Source organism: Bacillus sp. UNC41MFS5, assembly GCF_000686805.1.
In genome coordinates this window covers 1,026,710-1,050,777 of sequence record NZ_KK366017.1, presented here as the reverse complement: position 1 = coordinate 1,050,777, position 24,068 = coordinate 1,026,710, and the positions used below count along the sequence as shown (strand labels likewise).

Annotated in this window: 21 protein-coding genes; 2 read left to right on the top strand and 19 right to left on the bottom strand. The window is 38.6% G+C overall.

Annotated features, from left to right (window positions below; translation table 11 throughout):
- Window positions 1-181: 181 nt before the first annotated feature.
- From ssuE to BR30_RS0121400, 7 genes are all read right to left on the bottom strand, one after another.
- Window positions 182-739 (bottom strand): NADPH-dependent FMN reductase, encoded by a 558-nt coding sequence (gene ssuE, locus BR30_RS34215; protein ID WP_035445779.1) that lies wholly within the window; start codon window positions 737-739, stop codon window positions 182-184.
- Between the two features lie 38 nt (window positions 740-777).
- Entirely contained in the window at window positions 778-1,125 is a 348-nt protein-coding gene (locus BR30_RS34210) for a hypothetical protein (RefSeq protein WP_051633716.1), read from the bottom strand.
- Between the two features lie 61 nt (window positions 1,126-1,186).
- Window positions 1,187-1,345 carry a YezD family protein gene (locus tag BR30_RS36130; RefSeq protein WP_081825529.1) on the bottom strand — a complete coding sequence of 53 codons (159 nt, stop codon included), beginning with the start codon at window positions 1,343-1,345 and terminating at the stop codon, window positions 1,187-1,189.
- Between the two features lie 80 nt (window positions 1,346-1,425).
- Window positions 1,426-2,199 (bottom strand): ATP-binding cassette domain-containing protein, encoded by a 774-nt coding sequence (locus tag BR30_RS0121415; protein ID WP_026566777.1) that lies wholly within the window; start codon window positions 2,197-2,199, stop codon window positions 1,426-1,428.
- 15 nt (window positions 2,200-2,214) lie between these two features.
- Entirely contained in the window at window positions 2,215-2,973 is a 759-nt protein-coding gene (gene ssuC / locus BR30_RS0121410; RefSeq protein ID WP_026566776.1) for an aliphatic sulfonate ABC transporter permease SsuC, read from the bottom strand.
- A gap of 13 nt (window positions 2,974-2,986) precedes the next feature.
- Window positions 2,987-4,126: an FMNH2-dependent alkanesulfonate monooxygenase gene (gene ssuD / locus BR30_RS0121405; RefSeq protein WP_026566775.1), complete on the bottom strand. Its 1,140-nt coding sequence runs from the start codon at window positions 4,124-4,126 to the stop codon at window positions 2,987-2,989.
- A 17-nt stretch (window positions 4,127-4,143) separates the two neighbouring features.
- On the bottom strand, window positions 4,144-5,133 hold the full coding sequence (locus BR30_RS0121400; protein ID WP_035445778.1) for a sulfonate ABC transporter substrate-binding protein: 990 nt from the start codon (window positions 5,131-5,133) through the stop codon (window positions 4,144-4,146).
- A 606-nt stretch (window positions 5,134-5,739) separates the two neighbouring features.
- On the opposite strand from BR30_RS0121400, the gene BR30_RS0121395 reads away from it, so the two are divergent.
- Together BR30_RS0121395 and fbpA are read left to right on the top strand one after the other, a co-directional pair.
- Window positions 5,740-6,513, top strand: coding sequence for an alpha/beta hydrolase (locus BR30_RS0121395; protein ID WP_026566773.1), 774 nt, complete (start codon window positions 5,740-5,742; stop codon window positions 6,511-6,513).
- Between the two features lie 91 nt (window positions 6,514-6,604).
- A complete protein-coding gene (fbpA, locus tag BR30_RS36125; RefSeq protein ID WP_442852985.1) occupies window positions 6,605-6,733 on the top strand; it encodes a Fur-regulated basic protein FbpA in 129 nt (42 codons plus the stop codon).
- A gap of 541 nt (window positions 6,734-7,274) precedes the next feature.
- On the opposite strand, the gene BR30_RS0121385 is transcribed toward fbpA, so the two are convergent.
- The 12 genes from BR30_RS0121385 to BR30_RS34190 form a co-directional block, all read right to left on the bottom strand.
- Window positions 7,275-7,463, bottom strand: a complete 189-nt coding sequence (locus BR30_RS0121385; RefSeq protein ID WP_026566772.1) for a hypothetical protein — start codon at window positions 7,461-7,463, stop codon at window positions 7,275-7,277.
- Window positions 7,464-7,796: 333 nt separating this feature from the next.
- Window positions 7,797-8,627: a DUF427 domain-containing protein gene (locus tag BR30_RS34205; protein WP_051633715.1), complete on the bottom strand. Its 831-nt coding sequence runs from the start codon at window positions 8,625-8,627 to the stop codon at window positions 7,797-7,799.
- Entirely contained in the window at window positions 8,614-10,227 is a 1,614-nt protein-coding gene (locus BR30_RS0121370; protein ID WP_231507761.1) for an HAL/PAL/TAL family ammonia-lyase, read from the bottom strand. Before BR30_RS0121370 ends, BR30_RS34205 begins: the two co-directional genes overlap by 14 nt.
- Complete coding sequence (locus BR30_RS0121365) at window positions 10,193-11,299, bottom strand: DUF917 domain-containing protein (RefSeq protein ID WP_026566770.1); 1,107 nt, start codon at window positions 11,297-11,299, stop codon at window positions 10,193-10,195. Before BR30_RS0121365 ends, BR30_RS0121370 begins: the two co-directional genes overlap by 35 nt.
- Window positions 11,292-12,962, bottom strand: a complete 1,671-nt coding sequence (locus BR30_RS0121360) for a urocanate hydratase (RefSeq protein ID WP_197032380.1) — start codon at window positions 12,960-12,962, stop codon at window positions 11,292-11,294. Before BR30_RS0121360 ends, BR30_RS0121365 begins: the two co-directional genes overlap by 8 nt.
- A gap of 9 nt (window positions 12,963-12,971) precedes the next feature.
- Window positions 12,972-14,312, bottom strand: a complete 1,341-nt coding sequence (locus tag BR30_RS0121355) for an LLM class flavin-dependent oxidoreductase (RefSeq protein WP_026566768.1) — start codon at window positions 14,310-14,312, stop codon at window positions 12,972-12,974.
- 62 nt (window positions 14,313-14,374) lie between these two features.
- Entirely contained in the window at window positions 14,375-15,319 is a 945-nt protein-coding gene (locus BR30_RS0121350; protein ID WP_051633713.1) for an ABC transporter substrate-binding protein, read from the bottom strand.
- A gap of 25 nt (window positions 15,320-15,344) precedes the next feature.
- A complete protein-coding gene (locus tag BR30_RS0121345) occupies window positions 15,345-15,995 on the bottom strand; it encodes an ABC transporter permease (protein ID WP_026566766.1) in 651 nt (216 codons plus the stop codon).
- Window positions 15,996-16,014: 19 nt separating this feature from the next.
- Window positions 16,015-16,809, bottom strand: coding sequence for an ABC transporter ATP-binding protein (locus BR30_RS34200; RefSeq protein WP_051633712.1), 795 nt, complete (start codon window positions 16,807-16,809; stop codon window positions 16,015-16,017).
- Window positions 16,810-16,940: 131 nt separating this feature from the next.
- Window positions 16,941-17,768, bottom strand: a complete 828-nt coding sequence (locus BR30_RS34195; protein WP_197032379.1) for a DUF427 domain-containing protein — start codon at window positions 17,766-17,768, stop codon at window positions 16,941-16,943.
- 313 nt (window positions 17,769-18,081) lie between these two features.
- On the bottom strand, window positions 18,082-19,617 hold the full coding sequence (argH, locus tag BR30_RS0121330; RefSeq protein WP_026566765.1) for an argininosuccinate lyase: 1,536 nt from the start codon (window positions 19,615-19,617) through the stop codon (window positions 18,082-18,084).
- Window positions 19,618-19,993: 376 nt separating this feature from the next.
- Window positions 19,994-24,001, bottom strand: a complete 4,008-nt coding sequence (locus BR30_RS34190) for a carbohydrate-binding protein (RefSeq protein WP_231507760.1) — start codon at window positions 23,999-24,001, stop codon at window positions 19,994-19,996.
- Between the last annotated feature and the right edge of the window lie 67 nt (window positions 24,002-24,068).

Here is a 24,068-nt window from a genome sequence, read left to right as displayed (position 1 = left end):
TCCTTTAATTATAAACTAGTTGTGATCTGGTTGGTAAATGAAATTTTTTTAATATAATGAGTGGATGCAAAAGAACAATGCTATGAGATGTTTAATTATAATAAAAAGGATACAGTATATGGAAACTGTATCCTTTTCAAACCCGCCCCGCTAGCTTACGTACATTTGTTCATAAACTTTTCTAAACTATTGAACTGGTTAAATCCTTATCCGGAGATATTGAGTTTTTTAAGATATTCAAGGAAGCTTCTAATCGATTTTTAGCTTCATCATCAATTTTATATTGATTATTTTCTATTTTTTTTATTTGACTATCCAAAATAAAAGCTCCCTTTAAAATATTAGTTGCTCCCAGAGCAGCTAGCACCGGCTTCAATGCATAATCAATCATTAATAGATGTCCAAAGGTTCCTCCAATAGCAATTGGTAAAACAGTCTTACCTTCAAGACCATTTTGCGGTAAGAGATCAAGATAGGTTTTTAAAACTCCAGTAAAAGAAGCTTTATAAACAGGTGTCAGAATGACAATTATTGATGAAGCCTCGACCTTTTTATTGGCTCTAACAATTTCTTCACTATTAAATTTCGCTTCAATTAAATCCTGGGCAGGAAGAGTACGAACATGGATGATGTCTGGAATGATATCCACCCCTTCTAAATGCCTTACAACTTCAGCCAACACCCCGGTTAATCTTGTTTGTTCAGAAGGACTTCCAGAAATAATGGTAATTTTACTCATCAATTAAACTTCCTTTCTTAAGTGGAAACTCTATATATTCACAAACTTTTATATGTTTCATATAAAAATAAACTAGGCTTTTCACTTTCTTTATCTATTATCGTTAAAAATTCTGAAATCTGTTTGATCAGTCCCCCATTTCCAAACCGAACAAATTTTTGTTGGTCAGACTGTAGTTTTTTATCCAAAACAAATCTTAAAAATGATAAAAGATAGATTCGACGTGGCAGAATTTCCTTGAATCCATAAGCATAAAACCATTGATCGATGGTGTTATATACGCCCCTGTTTATTCTGTATTGTTGATTACACCAATTGAAAAACTGTAAATCAGGTAAGTTTAGGTATTCATTTTGTTTTAAAGACCCCTTCACTCCTTCTGACATTTATTATCTCCTCCTGAAAATCCTTCAATGTTTTATTTGATGTTCATTTGTAGATGACTTTTTATTTATTGACGGATTTTTGCGTTGCAAATCTATTTTTTTCTGTACGATCCATTTGTGTAATGTATCCAGCATGGATGGTTATGACCAAAGAACCATACTCTAAGTTTTTTAGCATGACTATAATATTTTCAATTTGTTCTTTATCAAGTACTGCCATTTCGTGATCCTCTCACATCTCTAATATTAAAATCCTTAATTCCCATTTGAATACTAGGTTTTTAAATCAAATGAAACCTGCTACTCAATTTTCGTAAGCCTTAAATCACTAGTTGACATTCTATCCTTTTTCAATATTCGGTTCAATATATGACTCACAGTTGGTGCAAATAATGGATGTTCTCTCTGTCTTGGATAGGGTAGTTTAATAGGATGGTTCATTACAATTTCCCCATCTTCAATTAAAATAACTCTATTAGCGAGAGCTACCGCTTCTTCTACATCATGCGTCACCAACACGGCCGTAAACTTCTTATCAAGCCATAAATCTTCAATAAGCTGGTGCATTTCGATCCGTGTCAGTGCGTCCAATGCCCCAAGTGGTTCATCTAATAAAAGTATTTCTGGCTCATGAACTAATGCTCTTGCAAGTGCGACTCTCTGGCGTTGTCCTCCTGATAATACAGATGGCCAATCATTTCCGCGGTCAGCTAATCCGACTTGTTCCAATACCTTCTCGGCACGCTGCCGCCAGTCTGTTTTTAATCCCAGACCGACGTTTTGGACCACTCTTTTCCACGGGAGGAGTCTGCCATCCTGAAACATGATTTTTGCTAATTGATTTCTACCCTCTAAATGTTCACCATCAGTATAGATCTCTCCATCACTAGCCGTCTCTAATCCAGCAAGTAAGCGTAATAATGTACTTTTACCACATCCGCTTTTTCCTACAATCGCAATAAATTCTCCTTTTTGAACCTTTAGATTAATGTTTCGGAGTACTTTATGTTTGCCGTATGATTTTTGTAGGTTAAAAATTTCTACTATTGTTTGACGTTCTTTTTTTTCAGTCATTAATTACCCTCCTCCCTATTTTCGATAAGACGGATTCCATTGTAAAAATCTCTTCTCAGCTATTTTCGCTAAAAGGTCAGACAATTTTCCAAGAAGTGCATAAAGAATAATACTTAATACGACGATATCCAGCCTCATAAATTCTCTAGCGTTCATGGCCATATAGCCTATACCTGAATTCGATGCAATGGTTTCAGCGACAATAAGGGTGACCCAGGTAATACCGATTGCATAACGAACCCCAACTAAGATAGAAGGAAGAGCACCGGGCAAAATAATGTTCCAGAATAACGAAAACCCTTTAAGACCATAAACATTTCCCATTTCGATAAGGGCTTTGTCGATCGAACGGATTCCGTGAAAGGTGTTTAAGTAAATTGGAAAAAAAGTACCTAGTGCGACTAGAAAAAGCTTTGCCTCTTCTTCGATTCCGAACCATAAAATCACAATGGGAATCAACGCAAGATGCGGAATATTCCGAATCATTTGTAAGGAACTGTCCAACAGACTTTCTGAAATTCTAGACAGGCCGTTCAACAGACCTAAACCAAATCCGATTCCCCCACCGATCAAAAACCCGATGATCGCCCTTTTACTACTTGCACCAATGTAATCAAAAAGCTGACCAGAACGGGCTAGCTCAACCGCTGACTTGAATACATCGACAGGGTTTGGCAGCACACGTGAAGATAATAACCCCAATTGGCTTGATAGCTGCCAGGAGGCAAGTAATAAAATGGGGACAATCCACGGAACAATCTGTTTTTTATTCATGTTCATTCCCCCTTCACTTTAAGACTTTCGGCAATTCGTTGTTTGCAACAATTTCTCCAAATGGACTGATGATATTCGTTGAACCCGATTGAGAAGCAGCCTTTTCTAATGGAAGATGCGGGAATAATAATTCAGATACACGGTACGCTTCTTCCAAGTGTGGGTATCCTGATAGGATAAAGGTTTCGATTCCAAGTTCAGCATATTCCTTCATTCTTTGTGCTACCGTTTCAGGATCTCCTACTAAAGCTGTCCCCGCCCCTCCTCGAACAAGGCCAACTCCTGCCCATAAATTCGGACTTATTTCTAAATGGTCCTTACTTCCATTGTGTAATTCCGACATTCTTTGCTGTCCAACCGAATCAAACCGTGAAAAGATCTTTTGCGAAGAAGCAATTAAATCATCATCTACATATTTAATCAAATCATTCGCTGCCGCCCAGGCTTCCTGCTCTGTTTCTCTCACAATGACATGCAATCGGATACCAAAACGAACGGTCCTTCCTTGCTTTTCCGCTAATTTTTTTACCTCGTTTATTTTTTCTGCCACTTTCGCAGGCGGTTCTCCCCATGTTAAGTAGTAATCGACATGCTTAACAGCTATTTCTTGCCCAATTTCAGAAGATCCTCCGAAATAGAGAGGCGGATAAGGTTGTTGAACAGGTGGATATAACAGCTTTCCATTATCTATATTTAGGTAGTTTCCAGAAAAATTGGACTCTCCTTTTTCTAATAAATCCCTCCAAATTGTCAGAAATTCATCCGTTAATTCATAACGTTCGGTATGGTTTAAATGAAGACCATCTCCCGCAAGTTCTACAGGATCCCCGCCGGTTACCACATTGATTAATAGCCGGCCATTTGATAAGCGATCAAACGTAGCAGCCATTCTTGCGGCTTGAGATGGAGAACTTAGACCGGGCCTCACGGCGACTAGAAATTTCATTCGTGAGGTAACGGATATTAAACTTGATGCTACCACCCATGAATCTTCGCAAGATCTTCCTGTTGGAAGTAAAGCCCCAGTAAAACCTAACTCATCAACTGCTTGTGCCACCTGTTTTAAGTAAGGCAAGGTAACAGCTCTGCCTCCTGTTGTAACTCCTAAATATCTTGAATCACCATGTGTTGGAATAAACCAGAATACGTTCATTTTTTAAGTCCCCTTTTCTAATTATTAGTTTTTAAAAGTGCTTCTTGTACCTCAATATCTTCTGGAATTAATTTAAGCTTGTAAAATGCATCAGCGATTTGTTGTTGATCCTTTGCTGTTTGGTCACTTACTTTTTCTAATCCAAATGTTCTTCGATTGAGTGTTAATTCTAATGTATCTACACTCATTCCAATTTGAGGTGCAAGGAATTTGGCTGCTTCTTTTGGATTCTCTTCAACCCATTTATCTGTCTTTTCCAGTTCTTTATATATGACGTCTAATACTTTAGGATTGTCCTTTGCAAATTGATTGGTGGCTAAGAAAAATTCGCGGTTGTTTACTATCCCTGTTCCATCTGATAAGATCCTTGCATCCGTAGCCAGCTGGGCATCTGCTAAGAAGGGATCCCAAATCACCCAGGCATCTACATCTCCTTTTTCAAAAGCTGCCCGCGCATCTGCAGGAGCCAAGAAGACGGTTTGAATATCACTGTATGGAATACCGGCTTTTTCTAATGCTTTGACTAGGAGGAAATGTACATTTGAACCTTTATTTAATGCGATTTTCTTTCCTTTTAAGTCTTTCAACGTTTTAATTGATGAATTTTTAGGTACTAAAATCGCTTCTCCTTTTGGATTTGCGGTTGCATTGGCAAAATAAACGAGCGGGGCACCTGCGGCTTGAGCAAAAATGGGCGGCGCTTCTCCTGTATGACCAAAATCTAAACTACCTACATTTAATGCCTCAAGCAACTGAGGGCCTCCAGGAAACTCGGTCCATTTCACCGTATATCCAAGAGATTTTAAATCTTTATCCAAGGTTCCTTTTGCCTTTAAGATGTTTAAGGTACCGAATTTTTGATAACCAATATTAATGACCTTTGATTCCTTACTATTTGAAGCAGTTTCTTTGCTTTCACCTGAGGTGGAAGAACTGCATCCACTTACCAAAAAGGACAAAAGTAAGATGAATGCCAACCACCATTGATTTTTATTTTTTTTAATCACGTATGACTCCTCCATTTTTTCTATTATTTTGGTAGATTCTGAAATATTTTTTAAACACACACACGAATCACTTCCTTTCAGTGGACTGATAAGAAAAATTGAAAAATTAAATACATTAAACCTATTTATTTAATCGGAATTAAGGGAATAAAAAAGGCCCCTGATCTCATAAATTAGAGAAAAGGAGCCTTCGGTAGTCCGATCAGCATATTATGTATTTTCTTTACCAAATTTTAATTATTGGAAAATTTACCCATATTTTATCTATACATTTTCAATTAGTCAAGTTAGAAATAAGTATTTTTATAAGATACTAGGTTTATATATATTCAACAAAAACAAATTTACCAACTTAACCAACTTGTTTACTTGGTTTTAAAACCATGATTAAACTTTATATTCTTATGCACCAGTTGTCAATTGATTTTTTAAATTTTTTTGCAAAACATCACAAATATCCAACTTGACTCATCGGAATAATTGGTTTATGATTAATTTAAACTTTATGAATCGTATGGCTGATTGGTCCACCAAAGGCACCTAACTCTATTGAGAAAGGTGCCTTTTTTATTAAAATTAAATAAACAGAGGGAAAGGAGATTTTAAATGTTAGAGAGATATCCCATTTTACGAGGAGCAGAACCATTTTTCTTTAAGGGTAATGATATCGGTATCTTGATTTCCCACGGATTTGTTGGGACACCCCAAAGTATTCGTTTTTTAGGAGAGTATATTGCTTCTCAAGGTTATACGGTCTACGGACCAAGATTAAAAGGACATGGCACTCATTATGAAGATATGGAAAGATGCAACTTCCAAGATTGGATTCAAAGTCTTGAAGATGGATATCATTTCCTACGCCAACAGTGCAGTGATATCTTCATTATAGGCCAATCCATGGGTGGTACTCTAACACTAAATCTTGCTAGTAAATATTCCGACATCCAAGGGGCCGTGTTGATCAATGCTGCGATGACCACTATTCCTGTAATGGAGGAGTATAGAGTGAAGCAGGAACCTCGCTTTATTGATGAAGGATCTCCGGATATTAAGGCAGCAGTCGTATATGAGATTGCATATGAGAAAGCACCTATCAAATCCATACAACAGTTGTTGTCATTAATGGATGAAACACGCAAAAAACTACCGAATGTTAAGTGTCCTTTGTTGGCCTTTCAGTCAGTGGAAGACCATGTCGTTCCCCCAGAAAACACAGATTATATCATGACTCGGATTCAATCTGACTTCAAAGAAAACATTCCACTTTATAACTCTTATCACGTGGCTTCTATGGATAATGAAAAAGAATTTATTGCTAAACAATGCTGTTTGTTTATTGAAAAATTTGCTAGTTACCAAAGGAAGATGAGGATTTTATAATCCTAACTAATCATATAAAATTTTAAAAAATTAACTAGAGGATATTCGGAGGTGTTTCGGAATGAAGAATATGCTTAGGGAGGCTGTGGAGATGAAAAAAAAATTATTAATAGATAAGTTGATATCCTTGCGGGCTTATAAAATTAATGACAAACACCTTTTTGAGTTGACTTTAAGTGAACTTGAAGAGGAATATAGAACCTTTAGAAAAGCAAGATAGACATATTGGATGTTTGGTTATATGCGTATAGACCTATCCGACATACGGAAGGTCATATCTTTTCTATAAATAAAAATTAAATTATTTAAGGGTCTCCACGGACAACCTCTTCTTTTCCTCATCTTTCTTAACATACCAGTCTTCTTAAATATTACTACAAAACAGAACTTTGTGATCCTCACCGTTTGAACTTCCAAAGATAAATCTCAAAAAGGAACGATGCAGCTATAGCGGTATCGTTCCTTTTCGTTTAAAAATTCAGCGACTTCATAAACACAATTACGAAATCAAAAACCGGAAATTTAGTTTAAATGTTGGATGGGTAAACTTATAACAAATAGATTACAACTTACGCAGCTTATAAGGGGTATTTATAGTATGAGGGAGTCAAAAGACGATCTTATGGCTTAGATATTCACAAATGCAGTTTTTACAACAATATGGTTCGATGAATTAAATTTTTTCCAAGTTTAATTTATATTCAACAACTTGCCAGTGGAAATGATAACCCATAACTTCTAATTAATAATAATTTTCTTAATTAATTTTGTTCATATTTTTCCAAAAGATTTTTAGCATCAATGGATGTTGCCTCTTTTATGATATCATATTGGGAATGTTGGAGTTTTTCTATGATTTCTTGTTGCCACAAAACATCATTCATACTTTTTGCATACAGGTACAAATCTAAATAATCATTTATCCACATTTTTACCTCTCCAGCGTTCATGAAAATTCCCCTTTCACTATTTTATCCCATGTTATAACTAAATTCACTTTAAACAGAGCCTCCTTTTTTTGATTTATTTCCATGGATACCATTTAAAATATAGAGGCTCCCTATTTAGGATGATCATTCATCCTAAATAAAGAGCCTCCAGAAGACCAGTCAGCTTTTACTTAATTTTCCACTTAATTGTTTATATTATAAAACATATTAATCCTATAAATCAACTGAGATTTTCAAGTATAAAAAACAGGTTGAGTTTTAGTATGATTCCATGTAAGAAACTGTCGAAAATATCTTCTACAATTTTTCGATACATAATTATTTATTAACCATTCACTTCAATGAACTTTCCACCACTTTTTTATAAGGCAGTCGATCTTTTGTGTTTAAGGACCATTCTTCTCCGTCAATTAAAAATGTATCCACTGCTTCATTATAAAAGCTTAGCAATCCTTTTATTTCATGCACCTCTGGGAGTGGTTCATTATAGCTCCAGACAACATCCTTATATTCCTTTCCATTAATGAAAACTGACCAATACTTTGCAAATCCCTTATATGGGCACTGAGTTTGTGTTTGGGTCGGAATTAATAAATCCAGTTTTATATCTTCTGTCGGCAAATAATACCTAGGTGTCAATCCTGTCTCGTATAGAATAACAGGCCGCTTGCTGTCCGCAACAATCTCACCGTCGATTATGACTTGGACATGCCGGGTACTTGGAATGGCATCAAATCTTGAGTACGGATCCCTTGCATGGACAAATACTTCTTCCTCTTCTTCGTACCATGCGTCTGCCTTATTCCATACAAAGCATATAAGATCACTAATCACGGAGCTTTTCTCTGGAGGATTGGGAAAACTCCAAGCGGCGTTTTCAATCACTTTATCGCCTGCTTTTATATGCCAATAAATGGCTTCTCCCTTGTTTGGGTCAACCGTTCGTTTATCAGATTTTATCAACTGCTTGTGCCGAATATCTGCTAAGGGAAAATAATAGACTGGCAGTTTTCCCGTTTCCGTCACAGTAACGACACGTTTACTGTCAGCAATGAATTCACTCCCAAATTTCACTCGAATCCATTTTGGACTCTTTTCAGCTCTGATTTGCCATCCTTCATGATGGCCATCTCTCAATGACCATTGGGGGTCATGATGTACCATTAGCCTCACTCCCATTATTTCGTTTTAATTTTTCTAGGAATTTCCCGTTTTTAAAGAGCGTGTAAATTTTCTCAATATCGACCGTTAAATTTCGGTCCTCTGAATAAAATGGAACCACTGAACGTATCGCCTGATAGGCTGCTTTTGTGCCCTTTCCTAACTGTATGGAACCGCGAAGATCGATGGCTTGAGCTGCATGAATGGCTTCAATTCCTAAGATAGCAAAGAGTTTATCCAAGATGTCTCTTGTTTTTGAAACAACAAATGGTGCATTGGTTCCATGATCCTCTATATCCCCTGCAAGTGAATAGTAATCGGCTGAAGCGGGATTTGATAAATGACGAATCTCCGCATCCAAGGCCGTAATTGTTTTCTGCAAGGTACAGAATCCAATCGACTCCTGGGCATTGGGTGTTAAAAAACGGGACAGACCAGTAAAAGAAGGATTTCCTAATTTAATCGTCCGGTAACAGGAACTTTTTGAAATATGATGTAAAGCATTTCCAGCCATTTCAAAACCAAGAACCCAGGAGAGAGGATCAAAATTGGCACAAGAAACAATTCGCTTTTCCTCTACGAGCACACATGGATTGTCATCGGAACTATTTATATGTAGTTCCAGCTGCTCTTTACAATAATGGTAAGCATCCCGAGCCGCACCATGAATTTGGCAAGCATCTCGAAAACTTAGCGGATCTTGCAGCGATTCTTTATTATAGCTGGTCCACAAATCACTGCCTTCAAGTATCTTTCTGATATTTTTTAGACTTCCTAATTGTCCTGGAAAGGGACGTACTCGATGTACCGCCTCATCGAGCGGACTAATATTCCCCCGAATGGCCTCTAACGATAACGCATAAACCATATCGGCCAATTCTATCACTCTCTTAAAATCCAATAATGCAATAGCGCCTGTCCCGGCTGATAACGCATTGGAACTTACGATGGCGAGGCCATCCTTTGGTCCGAGTTTAAGCGGCGCTAACCCTTCATTTTGAAGAGCATTGGCCGCTGGCAAGCGTACTCCATTCACTTCGACCTCCCCTTCACCAATCATGGCGAGACCAATATGGGAAATAGTCGAAATGTCTGCAGCACCTACCGACCCTTTTAATGGCAGCACCGGATGGATACCTAAGTTGAGAAAATCTACATATCTCAAGACAATCTCAGGTTGAACACCCGTGCAGCCTAACAGTAAACTGTTCAGCCTCGCAAGCATAACCGCGCGGATTTCCACCTCTTCTGCCATTGGTTTTACACCAGCAGAATGAGAGAGAAGTAGATTACGATTATATTGTTCAAAGGAGGCTGGTCCAATGACTTTATCCTTGTTCCAGCCTACCCCCCGATTAAATCCATAAATCGGGACATCCCTGCTTGCAAGTTCATAGATTAATTGCCTAGATTCACGAATTCTTTGTGTTACTTCCTCTTTTATTTCAACTCTTCTTTTTTCAAATACAACAGAAAAAAAATCTTTAATTGTAAGATGATGGCCATCCAGTATCAATGCTGAGCTCTGATCCTTTTGAGCCGTACTGACCTTGACCGCAGTGGTTAAATCACACATTGATTTCTTTCTTTTCTTTGAAGGCATATTTAAAGAGTTCGATGCCTAATACTTCCTCTACTTCTGGATAAACTGATGGGTCTTTCACGCTAGAACTTAGAGGAATCTTAGATTTATCAATCGCAAATACAGCGATTTCTGCCCCTTCTTCTAAATTGCCAACGCTGACAGGCTGACCTGTTTCGATGGAAAAGGTTGTAATGACATCAGGAAATGTACTATATCGTTTTCCGTTGCGATCCTCAACGGCCATATATTCATTCATTACATGGAGAATGAAGGTATTATCTACACCTTCTACCTCAATCGTACCAATATCAAAGGCACCGGAATAATGGACATCTTTTTTACTTACCTTTCCCTTACCAATAATCCTACCGCCTGTTTTTTCAGTAATGGTCTCTAATACATGTGCCGGTCCAAAAGGCTCTGCCTCAATAATGGCTCTGCCTAAATCAATGGCAATCGATATGCCTCCAATGGCTGCATGTTCTTTTATATATTTAGCAGGAAGGGGATGTCTTGCAGCGGCAATAAATCCGCCAGCCATATCGGAGGCCGTACGCAAGATATTGGATGTCCTTGCTACCGTTCCTTTGACTACGAGTTCCAAATAGCTGCCAATCTCTGGTTTGCCGCCTGCCACAGCCTGTATGGTTTCGTACTCAATATTAGAAGAAAGGCCTAAAGAACCCATTTTTCCTGTAGGATGTGCTCTAATATCACCGGTAGCATCTACCACTACTAGGCCAAGAGCAGCAGCTGGCAGCCATCCGTTAATGGTACTTGACATCCCGTTTTGTGGAGTCATCACACCGACAATTTTCCCTTTATATTTTTCAATAATCAGTTGGACCGCTTTTATATAATCTTTCCCTAACATTTGCCAATCTCTTCCTGCTGGTGCCCCTATCGCAGTACAAGTCAAAATGATCGCATCATCCGGGAGCTCATCCACTGAAACCAGCTTTGGTTTTCCAACAGCTAAAGCTGCGCCTCCGATTTCTAAACCATGATCCACCCAACCGCCGCCGCCGCTTGCAAATACGGATCCTCCCTTAACAGCTGCTAGCACATCATCTTTCGTTAATTCACGCATGAATGTTCTCCTCCTCATTTGTATTCACTCGATTGATACCCTTTTTGGATATTTCATCAAATGATTCTTCATAACCTGCATCCGCATAACGTAAAACTCCTAAACCAGTATCATTTTGCAGAAGTGTCTGAATTCGAATATCCGTCTCCTTCGAACCATCCGCCACAATCGTTACTCCTGCACTAGTCATAAAACCTGTATAACCGCCTCCTCCCGAGTGTATCGCGACTAAATCAGCCATGGATGAGCAATTCAACATCGCATTTAGTAATGGCCAGTCAGAGATGGCATCACTTCCATCCTTCATTCGTTCTGTCATGATATTAGGATGGGCCATAGCACCTGCATCCAAATGATCCCGCGAGAACGCAATAGGCCCAGACAATTTCCCCTCTCTCACTAAACGATTAACCGCAAGGGCCAGTTTGGTTCGATCCTCATGACCTAACCATCCAATCCTCGCTGGGAGACCTTCCACTGGAATATACTGATTGGCTAGCCTTATCCAATTGGTTACAATTTCGTTGTCACTAAATTCTTCTATTAAATATTGATCAATCTTTCGAATATCTTCTACATCACCGCTAAGGGCAATCCAACGGAAAGGGCCGATTGCTCTCGCAAAAAGCGGACGCAGAAAGGCTTCTGTAAAAATATCAATATCAAAGGCATTTTCTACTCCAAATTGTTTTGCCTGGGTTCGAATATTATTGCCATTATCAAATACGATGGCCCCTTTTTCTTTAAAGCCAAGCATGGCTTTCACTTCTTTTACGATGGAGATCCCTGCATCCTCTTGAAGCTTTTCAGAACGGGTTTCTCTGGCTTTAGCTAATTGTTCCGAAGTGTAGTTACTTGGAACGTATCCATATAAAAGGTCATGCGCTGACGTTTGATCCGTTACAATATCAGGTATGATGTCTCTTCTTAAAAGCTCCGGATAAACATCCGCCGCATTCCCCAGAAGACCAACAGACAAGCTCTCCTTATTTTCAACCGCTTGTTGAATCCAGTTTAATGCTTCATTTAAATTCTTCGTTTTTCTTTCCAGATAACCGGAAGCAACTCTTCTATCAATTCTTTCCTCAGATACTTCTACACATAGAATAGCAGCATTGGCCATTTTTCCTGCTAATGGCTGGGCACCGCCCATTCCCCCCAATCCTGCGGTTAAGATAAACCGGCCGCTTAAATCTCCTCCGAAATGAAGCCGTGCAATACTTTGAAAGATTTCATAGGTTCCTTGGATCACACCCTGAGAACCGATGTATTGCCAAGCCGCTGCTGTTAATCCGCCCCAGATAATTAACCCTTTTTCCTGGAGCTGATAGAAGTTTTCACTTGTGGCCCATTTTCCTACTAAATTACAGTTGGCCATGACCACCAAGGGAGCCTGGCGATGTGTTTTGAATATCCCTATCGGTTTACCAGATTGAATGACTAGGGTTTCGTCTTCCTCTAATGTCTTCAATGTACGAACAATCGCATGAAAAGAAGGCCAGTTTCTTGCCGCCTTTCCTAATGAAGCGTAAACAATCAGTTCATTAGGGTTTTCCCCATTTTCGAGTACGTTCTCGAGCATTCGTAAAAGTGCTTCTTGTCTCCATCCCTTACAGCGGAGCTCTGTTCCTCGTTTCGCTAAAATAGTCGTCACTTTTTTCACCTTTTTCTCTCAATTAACATTGGTTGTGGTAAATCGATTTCTAGGACGTTTTAATCCAAGATTTTCACGAAGTGTTTTTCCGCTATATTCGGTTTTATAAAGTCCCCTTCGCTGCAGTTCTGGAACTACCAATTCAACAAACTCATCAAGTGCACCTGGCAAATAGGGAAATGCAATATTAAATCCATCTGCTGCTTTGTTTATAAACCTTTCTTCTAGTTGATCCGCAATTTGTTCTGGAGTTCCAGCAATTCCTCGTGAATTAAACCTTTTGCACAACTGACGAAGCGTTACATTTTCTTTTTCCATCAATGTTCGAACAGCCAAGAGTTTGCTTTTACTTTTGTTAGCACTCTCAATATCAGGAAGAAAAGGTAATGGCTCATCAAGTGGATATACAGAAAGATCCTCACCAATCTCATGAGAAAGTAAATCGAGGCCTAACTGCCATGGTATTAAATTATCAATAGCTGCTAATTTTTCTTCAGCCTCTTCCTTTGTTCTTCCAATTACCGGCATAATTCCAGGCAGGATTTTCAAGTGCTGCTCTGATCGGCCATACTTCGCCATTCTTCCCTTAATATCTTGATAGAGATGCATACCTTCTTGTAATGTTCCTTTAGGTGCAAATACAACTTCGGCCGTTGCAGCCGCTAATTCTTTTCCCGCTTCAGATGCACCTGCTTGAATTAGAACTGGATAACCTTGTGGCGGTCGTGCCACATTCAAGGGACCGCGTACGGAAAATTCAGGCCCCTTGTGCTGTAAATAATGAAGCTTATTGATATCAGCAAAAAGGCCGCTCTCTTTATCAAAAAGGAGAGCATCATCTTCCCAGCTATCCCATAATCCTTCCGTTACATCGATAAACTCTTTCGCCCGTTCATAACGTTTTTCGTGCAAAAGGTGCTTCTCTTTCCCAAAGTTTTGAGCTTCTTCATCCGTTCTTGAAGTCACGATATTCCATGCGGTTCTACCGCCGCTTAAGTGGTCAAGTGTCGCCAGTTTTCTGGCTATATGATACGGCTCATTGTAGGTAGTGGAAATCGTTGCACCTAATCCAATATGATTTGTAACAACAGAAAGGGCTGAAAGAAGCGTAAACGGTTCTGGCCGAATACTATTTGCATATTTCACACTGGATTCAAAGTCATCCCAAACATACAACTCATCCGCATAGAAAAAGAGATCAAATTTACCCTTTTCTGCTGTTTGAACAATCCGCTTGTAATAGTCAAAATTTAAAAATCCATCCGCCTCAGCTTTTGGATGTCTCCAGCTGGAAATTTGCTCTCCAGCTGGAAAAAACATCATAGCACCAAGAATCATTTGACGATTTTCTCGTTCCATAAACTCCTCCTTATTTCATATGGCTTTTAGGTCAACCAGGACAGAAGACACCGATTGAAATTTTATTTGATTAACCCCTGTTCTTTTAACCATTCCTTTGCTACATCAAGCGGCGGCCGTTGATTTAACTCTACTTCACCGTTTAATTTTTGCATTTCTTCGTCGGTAATTTTACCCGCCAATTTATTAAGAGTTTTCTCGAGTTCTGGGTGTTCTTTGAGTACACTTTCTCTAATTAAAGGAGCCGCATAATAGGGTAAAAAGACATTTCTGTCATCCTTTAACACCTTCAGGCCAGTGTCAGATATTTTGCTGTCTGTTGAATAAACAATCATGGAGTCAATTAAATTTTGTTTAACGGCTTGATATTGCAAAGACTGTTCCTGAATCGTTTTTATTTCTTTGTATTTAAGGCCATAGGTTTTTTCAATAATAGGCCATGAATCAGGTCTGTTCATATACTCCTGGCTGGCTCCAAAAACAAGCTGATCCGATACTTTTGCCAAATCTGAGATTGTTTTAATACCTAATTTATCCGCTTCTTCTTTCTTTACGGCTAAGCCATACGTATTATTAAAACCAATCGGCTCCAAAATTTTTAATTGATATTTCGCATCTAGTCCCTTTGACACCTTTTCATAAACTTGATCGGCATCAAATATAGGATCTTCTTTTAATAAATTAAGTAAGGCAGTCCCTGTATACTCCACATATGTATCCGCCTTTCCTGCCTTAATTGCATCCCATAGAAGTTTGTTATCCAACGTTTTCACTTCTGTTTTCAAATCTGTATCATTCTCAATGAGAAGTTTTTCCAAGTTTGCTAGAATATCTGATTCGGCAAAGCCTTTTGTTGCAATCACGATGGTGTCAGTTTTACTTGATCCTGAAGCCTTTTCATCTTGTGCACCACATCCCGTTATGACAAACAACAATGTAGTAATCATGGCAGCGAACAAGGTGATTTTTGCTTTTTTCCTGTTATTAAACTTAAAAAATGTTTTCAAAACTTTTCCCCCTAGAAAATGATTATTATATTTTTGTCTGACCCCTTAACCCTTTCGGCGTTAAGAAATAATTAGCACCCAGTAATACTAGATTGACGACGATAACCAGAATCGATACGGGTATGGCCCCTTCTAAAATCGTAGCGGTATTAACCATTGAAATACCACGTGTGATGATATCCCCTAGTCCTCCTGCAGCAATATAGGTAGCTATGGTTGCTAGACTAATAGTTTGGACCACAACAAGCCGAATCCCAGCCAAGATAACTCCTCTTGCTATAGGCAGCTGAATCATCCTCAGAATTTGCCCCTTCGTCATTCCCATTCCGGTTCCTGCTTCAATCAATGCCTTATTGACATCCAAAATTCCCACGTAGGTGTTCTGAAGAATGGGAAGTAATGAATATAACGTTAAAGCTATAATGGCAGGTGTAGTCCCAATCCCAAAGAAAGGTATTAAAAAACCAAATAGGGCTAAGCTTGGTATAGTTTGAATAACGGAAATAATCGTAATAATCCCGTTTGCCAACTTCTTCTGACTGGTTAAAAATATACCAAGAGGAATGGCAATGACACAGGCAATAAGGACTGAAATCAGTGAAAGATACATGTGTTCACTTGTCTTTTGTAGAATTAATGGCCAATCCGCTCTTAATGTCTCCCAAAAATAATTCATAACATCACCTGCTCCTTATTCAATTGCTAACCCGTCTACGGTTTCCTATTCCCAATGAGTCGATTGATTTGTATCTTTCTACACCGATAAATTGTCGGACAAACTCATTTGCAGGATGATTCAGAATCTCTGTTGGCGTTGCATACTGAACGACCTGACCCTGATGTAATAGAATTATTTGGTCCGCTATTTTTAACGCTTCCTCAATATCATGTGTGACAAAGATTATCGTTTTCTTTAGCTGCTTATTTAACTTTTTCAATTCATTTTGAAGCTGGACCCGGCTAATCGGGTCCAGGGCACTAAATGGTTCATCCATTAAAATAATAGACGGATCCGAAAAAAGCGCCCGGGCAACTCCGATCCTCTGCTGCTGTCCACCGCTCAACTCATGTGGATAGCGATTTCGGAAAGCTTTTGGCTCTAATCCAATTAACTCCAATAACTCTTCTACACGACTTGTTAATGCCTTTTTCTTTTCTCCCTTCAACCGGGACACGATAGAAATGTTTTCTTCTATTGTCATATGTGGAAATAATCCTATCTGTTGGATCACATACCCGATATTTCTTCTTAATTGCACGGGGTCTAATCCATTGATATCACTACCATCGATGATAATACTTCCCTCATCAGGCTCTATAAGCCGATTCACCATTTTAAGTAGTGTGGTTTTGCCACAGCCTGAGGGACCGATAATGGTTATGATTTTCCCCTGGGGAATGGAAAGGCTCAAATTAGAAAGAACAGATCCAGAACCATAATCTTTATTAACTTTTTTAAACTCTACAGCTGATTGGCTCACTTCCTTCATTCCTCTCAAAAAATATAAAAGGCCACATCCTCATGTGTGAGAATGTGACCTCCATTTGCATGGTCGATCCATGTTGATTTAATTGATTGATAATAACGTATTTTAACAAAGTTCTATTTAGGTAAGACTAATTAAATCTCACTTGCATTAAAAAAATCTAGCGCAGAATAATGCCATTGGGGTTTTTTCTGCAATTCACCATCCACAAATATTTCTACTCTTTCATTATAAAATGAGAGTAGTCCCGCGATTTTTGGAATTTCTGGTATCGGGTTAAGGTAACTCCAAACAATATTTTCAAGTCTCTTTCCTTCAATTTTGACGGACCAATACGATGCGATTCCCTTATAGGGACATCTTGTTTTTAAATTGGATGCTTCAAGGAAGTCTTGAACAACGTCTTCTTTTGGAAGATAATATCGAACTGGGACTCCGGTTTCAAATACAATAACGGGTCTCTTGCTCTCAGCTATTGTTTTTCCCTCTAGGACTATCTTGATATGTCTTGAACTTAACAAGGCATCTACTCGTTTATATGGATCTCGTGGATGAACAAATATTTCCTCTTCTTCTTCAAACCAAGCATCTACCTGATTCCAGTAGAAAGAAAAATAGCCTTTAACCTCTTTACTTTCAGGAATAGGATTTTGATAACTCCAAACAGCATTTTCTGCTGTTCGATCCCCCACTTTAATCGTCCAATAGCTGGCATCTCCTTTTAATGGGCAATGGCTGCTTTTTTCTGTAGGAACCAATACTTCTTTATTTACATCTTTTTCAGGAAAATAGTAGACTGGTAGGTGCCCCCGTTCATGAAGGACCAATACTCCTTTACTATTTGCAATTTCTAATCCATTAAACTTTACTCGTACCCATCTCGGAGTTGATTCTATTTTAATTGATTGTTGAGTTCGGTTTTTTTGAGTATCTTTCTTAAGTTCATTAACAGAATTTGACAATCCGCTTCCCTCCAATTTTATATTTATTTCCGCCATGTTTTGGTGGCAGTTCGTTATTCCCTTTCTCCTTTAATTGAAAAAAATAAGAGGCCCTCAATTCAAGATAATCTCACCTTGAATTGAGAGCCTCTAGTGAACCAGTCGGCATATAAATTATTGACCAAATATTTAGTAATATCTTATACCCGACTATTCCTACCAGTCAAGTATTATTTAAAAACTTTTTCTATTTTTTACTAAATCATTCGCCCAATTAAGAACAGGAGGGTTCTCATCATCACATTTTGTATTCTGGAAATAAGCTGCCCATTCATCAATGTGCAGGATTGATATCGTCTTCATCCGTTTTGTCCCACTGGCTTGTCAGTTGATCAAGTTTTTCCATACAAACTTTAATTCGATTAACCTCCGTATGGAGGAACAAAATATGGTGGTGTAAACTAGCTTCTCTTTCCACAATGGCACGCTTCATTTCCTCCGGTGCTGGGCCGCCAGGAAGCGACCGAATTTTAACAAAGTGTTCTGGGTCCATTGCTGTACGAATGATTTCCTCCGGTAAATTCAACGGAGATCCGACAACTGCTTTTGCCGCTTCATCTACGAGTACAGATGTGACATGCGTGGCATTCAGTCCTCTGTCCAAGGCTATTTTCACCACTTGGCTGGCAATGGAATGAGAGGTTCGGAATGGGATGTTTGCTTCTCTAAACAGGGTATCGGCTAGTTCGGTTATCGTCGCAAAACTTTCTTGGGCCCTTCTTTTTAACAGTGCTTCATTTACTTCAAGTGTTCCAACCACCACGTTTGTTAACCGAAAAACTTGATCAATAAGATGCAGGCCCTTCCATAAATAGGGCTGCAGGTCATCCTCGGTATCGTTTATATCACCGTATGGTGTATTATGTAACATTTGAAGTACGGTTTGAGCATTTCCAATACCGCTTGAGCTTAATGCACGAATATGCTCGAGTGAAACAGGATTTCTTTTTTGCGGCATTATGGAGCTCGTTTGCACATAGGGGTCTGCTACACGAATTGCTGAAAATTCCTGTGTGGACCATAAGAGAAGGTCTTGTGAAAACCGGCCGAGATTAATAAAGGTTAATTGAATCGCTGTGGCAATTTCCCCTAAATAATCGGCACCGCCAATCGAATCATAGGCACTCTTGATGATTTTCGGGAAACCTAATAACTCTGCGACTTTGTTTCGGTTAATCGGAAATCCGGTCGTAGTGAAGGCCGCCGCGCCGAGAGGACTGCTATTGCATGTATCATAGGCTGCCTTCAATCTTTTTACGTCACGTTCGACGACATCGTAGATTCCCAGTAGATAGTGGGAGAACGTCATCGGCTGGGCCTGCTGCGTATGAGTATGCCCGAGGACAATGGTTTCCTTATAAGTGTCAATCACCCTCAAAAGAGTTTCTTGAAAAGAAAGCAGCGCCCGGGTGGCGAGGAGAATCTTGTCCCTAAGTACCATCCTGTACATGGCCACACCCATATCGTTCCGGCTCCTAGCAAGGTGCAAACTTCCACCAACTTCGCCGGCAACATTCATTATTTGGCTTTCTACAAAGAAAAAGAGATCCTCATACTGTCCATCATAGGTGGATTGAAGAAGTGCCTCCTTATCAAGTGCGTAAATACCTGCCAGGATTTGAGATGCTCCACTCTCCTCCAACAACCCTTGTTCTACCAGCATGTTCAGATGAGCTTTATGGACAGCGAGCATCGGCTCTAGTAATGTTTGTTTGGCGTGCTCATAAGCAGGTGCCAATACTACCTCTGAATAAGTCGCCCCTGGAAACTTCCGCCCTTCCTTTTTCAAAATGCTCTCCTTGCTACTCATCACAATCCCCCCTAACAATCCCTTATCATGGTTAATTCTGTAAAAAGGCTGTAAGCATTAATAAACCTTAAATGACTAGTAAACTTTTGAAAATAAAACATGAGAAAGAAAGTTTGCAATCTTTTGTTTATTTTATGTCTGCAGCCTTTTAATATTAATAAAAAAAGCATGAACATTGTATGTTCATGCCATCGGTTGTTCGGAAGATAATTAATACGCTACCCCTGAACTTTTCCGTCTCTTCAAATAAATAATGAATATGTTATAAACACGGTCATAATCCTCATAAAAAACTCACCCTATTCACTTGTTAGCAGCTTTATTATTTTTATTTATTCTATTTAGCATGTCGAAGAGGTGCTGGTTTAGCTCCAAATCATTCATTATTTTTAACATCTATTTTTTTTATTAGTCTTAAAGAGTCTGCCTCAAGTACTTGCTTTACATCTTCTGATATCTTACTCTCTTTTTCAAGAAACTCTCTAAAATCATCAAGATGTTTTATGGATTGATCAAATCTGCCTTTATCTAAATGATGCTTTGACTGCTCTAACTTATTTATTAACTTATTATACTCACTTTGAAGAACATCACCAGATTTTGTCATCTTATCAAGATAGTTCATAATTGATGAATGATTTGTCTCTATAGGATTCAGTGCAAAATTATCAAACCTTGTGTAATTATGGTTTGACCTGAGACCTACTTTTCCATGTGTAAATGCTGTGCTGCTGTTGTCAGTATAATCTATTTTAGGAGTATCCATGTCTCCAACAAATATCTTTATATTGGTTCCTTTTGCAACAACTTTCATATGGTGCCATGTATTTAAGGAGTCATTGATTTCTGCACCTTTTAAATATGTCCAATTATAATTAAACTTCCCTAAATGAACACCATCCTTATTGAAATAAGCTACATAACCCTGCATGAAATTTGGATTATTTTGACCAAGTTCAATACCATTGGCTGGATTATTCACTCTAAAAATTAAACCACCGTCACCTGTCCCAGCTCCAATATTGATATCCGCTTCAACTGTATAATCCTTCCATTCACTATCTCCGATTACCGATTTCGCAAAGGTACCTGGTGCAGTACTATATTCTCCTTCAATTGCTGGTAGATCTTCACCTTTATCTAATGTGAAATTAATACTTCTAAAGTCAAATTCTCCTTTTACCATTTCTGCCTTAATAGTATGTTTTCCAGCTGGTAAAGAGACATTTTCTTTAATAACACTTTCCCAGTTATCCCATCCCCCTGATTTTGGCACATCTATGATACCTGTTAAATCAACCGTATCATCAAGCCAAAGCCTAATTTGACCTCCCTCTAAATCAGTAGCAACTCGTATATCTACTTGATAATTGTCCTCTTTTTCAATATCTACATTGTATTTTAACCATTCTCCTGCTTGATTCCAGCCAACATTATAACCGCCCTCTGGATTAACCCGGATATCTACAGAATCTCTTCTATATTTACCACCTATGTTTTCAGGAGAATTATCATGATAACCAATACCTTCTCCACCAGTAATATAATCAGCCGTCATTATTTTTCCTGGAAGCTTCTTATGATCATCAAATCTGTGAAGTGCTAATCTAGAAATATCAAATTCTCCCTGTAGGATTACAAGCTTTAAAGTGTGTTTTCCAGCTGGCAATAAAATGTCCTTTAATGAAATGTTTTGCCAACGATTCCTATCTCCTGTATTTGGTATAGTCATTTCCCCTGTTAAATCGATTTTATCATCTAAAAGGAGCTTTACTTTTCCTCCATCTTTCGTTGCAGATGTAAGAAGATCTAAACCATATGTGGCTTCTTCTTCAATGTTAACGTCATATGACAGCCATTCTCCTGTTTGGTTAGAGGTAACTGCGTAACCACCTTCTGGATTAATGCGGATATCTACAGAATCATCTCGGTATTCTTGTCCGCTATTCTCCACCGTGTTATCATGGTATCCCACTCCCTCACCACCAAGATTGTATTCTGCGGCTTCAATGATTCCAGGAACTGGTTTATGAATATCAAAAGAAGTAAAATCTAGACTAGTAAAATCAAATTCACCTTCTACTATCTCAACCTTAATCGTATGTTGTCCCTCCGGCAATGTAATTCCTTTTTTAATAACTGGCTGCCAATTATTCCAATCACCTGTGCTATGCACATCCAGCACACCCGTTAAATCTGTTTTATCATCAAGCCATAAACGTACCTTTGCCGCATTAAATGTTGTTGCTGTATTTAATTGAATATTATATAGTCCTGTTTCTTTAATAGAGACATTGTATTTAAACCATTCTCCTGTTTGATTCCATCCAACTGCCGTACCACCTTTTGGATTATCACGAATATCTACAGAATCTCCTCTTAATACACCGCCAATATTTTCAGCAGTTGTTTCATGATAAGCAACTCCCTCACCACCAGTTATATAATAGGCGGCACTGATTGAACCTGGTATCGGTTTGTATGCATCAAAAGTGCTTGGTTTATTTGTTTTAACCGTCCAAAATCCTTCTATCTCCTCCCAGCCAGCACTCTTTCCATCATTAAAATCTGAAGACACTTGATTTACTTCTTTATATTTTTGGAAATTCATATTGGATAAATCAAATGTTCCATCCTCGACGACTATTTTTATCGTATGTTTCCCTTTTGGTAAATCAATTCCCTCAATCGAAAATGTTTTCCACTCTTTTGTTTTCGGAATATTTAATACACCTGTCAATTCAGTCGAGTCATCTAAGACTAATTTTACTTGTGCATCATCCCTCGAATCTGATACTCTAAGGTCTAGGTTATAAGTAGTAGATTCAGCAACATTTACATTGTAGTTGAGCCATTCGTTTTCCTTTAAACTTACGTTATATCCACCTTCAGAATTCTCTTTAAAATCGACAGCATCCCTTCTATATTTTCCCTTTGTATTCTCAGCCGTACTATTATGAAAGCCTACTCCTTCTCCGCCTTCATTATAGTGAACCGCCTCTATCTTTCCTGGTAAAGGTTTATATGCATTAAAAACATTGCTTCCGTTCACTTTATTGCTAAATGCAGTATAGCCAAATGCAGCGTGAAGATTAGAAGTTGTATATCCGATTTTCCCTCCATGTAGCCCAGAAATTTCACGAGTTTGTTTTTGCATTCCGTCTACAAAAATCTTAAAGGTGTCGGAAGACTTTTCTACTCGAATTTGGTGGAGTTTAGAATAATCATAGCCCGCTGGTAAATCCGTTGCTTCCCTGATTTGTTCGACCCCGTTTACAATAAAGAAGGTTTCTAATTGATTTTTCTTAGGACTTAATACTGCTAACCCGTAGTTGTTTTCATCCTTGTAAGAGAAAACAGCACCCAATTGTGGATTATTTTTTGATCCTTGTTCAATCGCTTTCATATTAAATTCTGCCGTATAGTCTGAAGCAGTTGAAGCATTCGTCAATTGTTTAAACGAATTAGTATTATTTATTGTCATTTGTTGCAGCCACCCAGGCATTTCTGAAGTAATTGTCCAACTTCCCCCATTTCTATTTTTCCAATTCTCATCAAGTGATGCTTTGGTAAACCTCTCACTAAAATCGGGTAAATCCGGGTTAGGCTGTTCTGTAGTAGTTGGACCAAGAACTAGCATCTTATCTCCATTCCAAGCGATTCGATCTAGATTCATATATCTTCCTGGATTGGCATGACTGTGATACACCATATAATCAGAGTCAAGATCTGGCCCTCGAACGATTGAATTATGCCCTAATCCTACATTCTCCCCTTCTGTATTAAGCAATATGGGATTTTGTGCAAGGTCACGAGAAAAACCAGTAATCGGACTATCGCTGCTTGCATAGTCAACACGATACGCTTTGTTCCATACATGATTTCCTGTATAGGTCATAAAATATTTACTATTTCTTTTAATAATCGTTGGTCCTTCTGTCCAGCCATCCATTTCTGCACCAGTGTTTGAAACTTGACCAAAGGTATAGGGATCTTTCATTGGACGTGCATCAATTCTTCGATCTCCCGTACTGTAGAAATACCATTTTCCATCATCATCAATAAACACATGACCATCAATTCCCATGCCTAGGTTACCAGTTTGCTTCACAAAGGGACCTAATGGATTTGAGCTTTTGTACACATAATGACCATTTCCCCCAGGTGAAGTGTACATATAAAAATCACCATTCCAATATACAACCTCAGGGGCATAGGCAGCCTTGGTCGTAGGTTCCTCCGTCACTAGGCCACCATACTCCCAATTGACCAAATCTTCTGACTTCCAAGCTTTTACACCACTCTTATCATCCACCGTACTGACATAAAGATAATAAGTACCGTTGTGTTTTAAAATATAGGGATCTCCTTCTCCATAAAACACTCCTGTATCCCATTTCCAAGAATTTGTTAATTTAAAGGGATTACTGTAGGCAAAGGCCGATAATGGC

Coding starts and splice junctions, on each gene's coding strand:
- ssuE (WP_035445779.1), bottom strand. CDS start 739: ATGAGTAAAATTACCATTATTTCTGGAAGTCCTTCTGAACAAACAAGA.
- BR30_RS34210 (WP_051633716.1), bottom strand. CDS start 1,125: ATGTCAGAAGGAGTGAAGGGGTCTTTAAAACAAAATGAATACCTAAAC.
- BR30_RS36130 (WP_081825529.1), bottom strand. CDS start 1,345: ATGGCAGTACTTGATAAAGAACAAATTGAAAATATTATAGTCATGCTA.
- BR30_RS0121415 (WP_026566777.1), bottom strand. CDS start 2,199: ATGACTGAAAAAAAAGAACGTCAAACAATAGTAGAAATTTTTAACCTA.
- ssuC (WP_026566776.1), bottom strand. CDS start 2,973: ATGAATAAAAAACAGATTGTTCCGTGGATTGTCCCCATTTTATTACTT.
- ssuD (WP_026566775.1), bottom strand. CDS start 4,126: ATGAACGTATTCTGGTTTATTCCAACACATGGTGATTCAAGATATTTA.
- BR30_RS0121395 (WP_026566773.1), top strand. CDS start 5,740: ATGTTAGAGAGATATCCCATTTTACGAGGAGCAGAACCATTTTTCTTT.
- fbpA (WP_442852985.1), top strand. CDS start 6,605: ATGAAAAAAAAATTATTAATAGATAAGTTGATATCCTTGCGGGCTTAT.
- BR30_RS0121385 (WP_026566772.1), bottom strand. CDS start 7,463: ATGAACGCTGGAGAGGTAAAAATGTGGATAAATGATTATTTAGATTTG.
- BR30_RS34205 (WP_051633715.1), bottom strand. CDS start 8,627: ATGGTACATCATGACCCCCAATGGTCATTGAGAGATGGCCATCATGAA.
- BR30_RS0121370 (WP_231507761.1), bottom strand. CDS start 10,227: ATGCCTTCAAAGAAAAGAAAGAAATCAATGTGTGATTTAACCACTGCG.
- BR30_RS0121365 (WP_026566770.1), bottom strand. CDS start 11,299: ATGCGTGAATTAACGAAAGATGATGTGCTAGCAGCTGTTAAGGGAGGA.
- BR30_RS0121355 (WP_026566768.1), bottom strand. CDS start 14,312: ATGGAACGAGAAAATCGTCAAATGATTCTTGGTGCTATGATGTTTTTT.
- BR30_RS0121345 (WP_026566766.1), bottom strand. CDS start 15,995: ATGAATTATTTTTGGGAGACATTAAGAGCGGATTGGCCATTAATTCTA.
- BR30_RS34200 (WP_051633712.1), bottom strand. CDS start 16,809: ATGAAGGAAGTGAGCCAATCAGCTGTAGAGTTTAAAAAAGTTAATAAA.
- argH (WP_026566765.1), bottom strand. CDS start 19,617: ATGAGTAGCAAGGAGAGCATTTTGAAAAAGGAAGGGCGGAAGTTTCCA.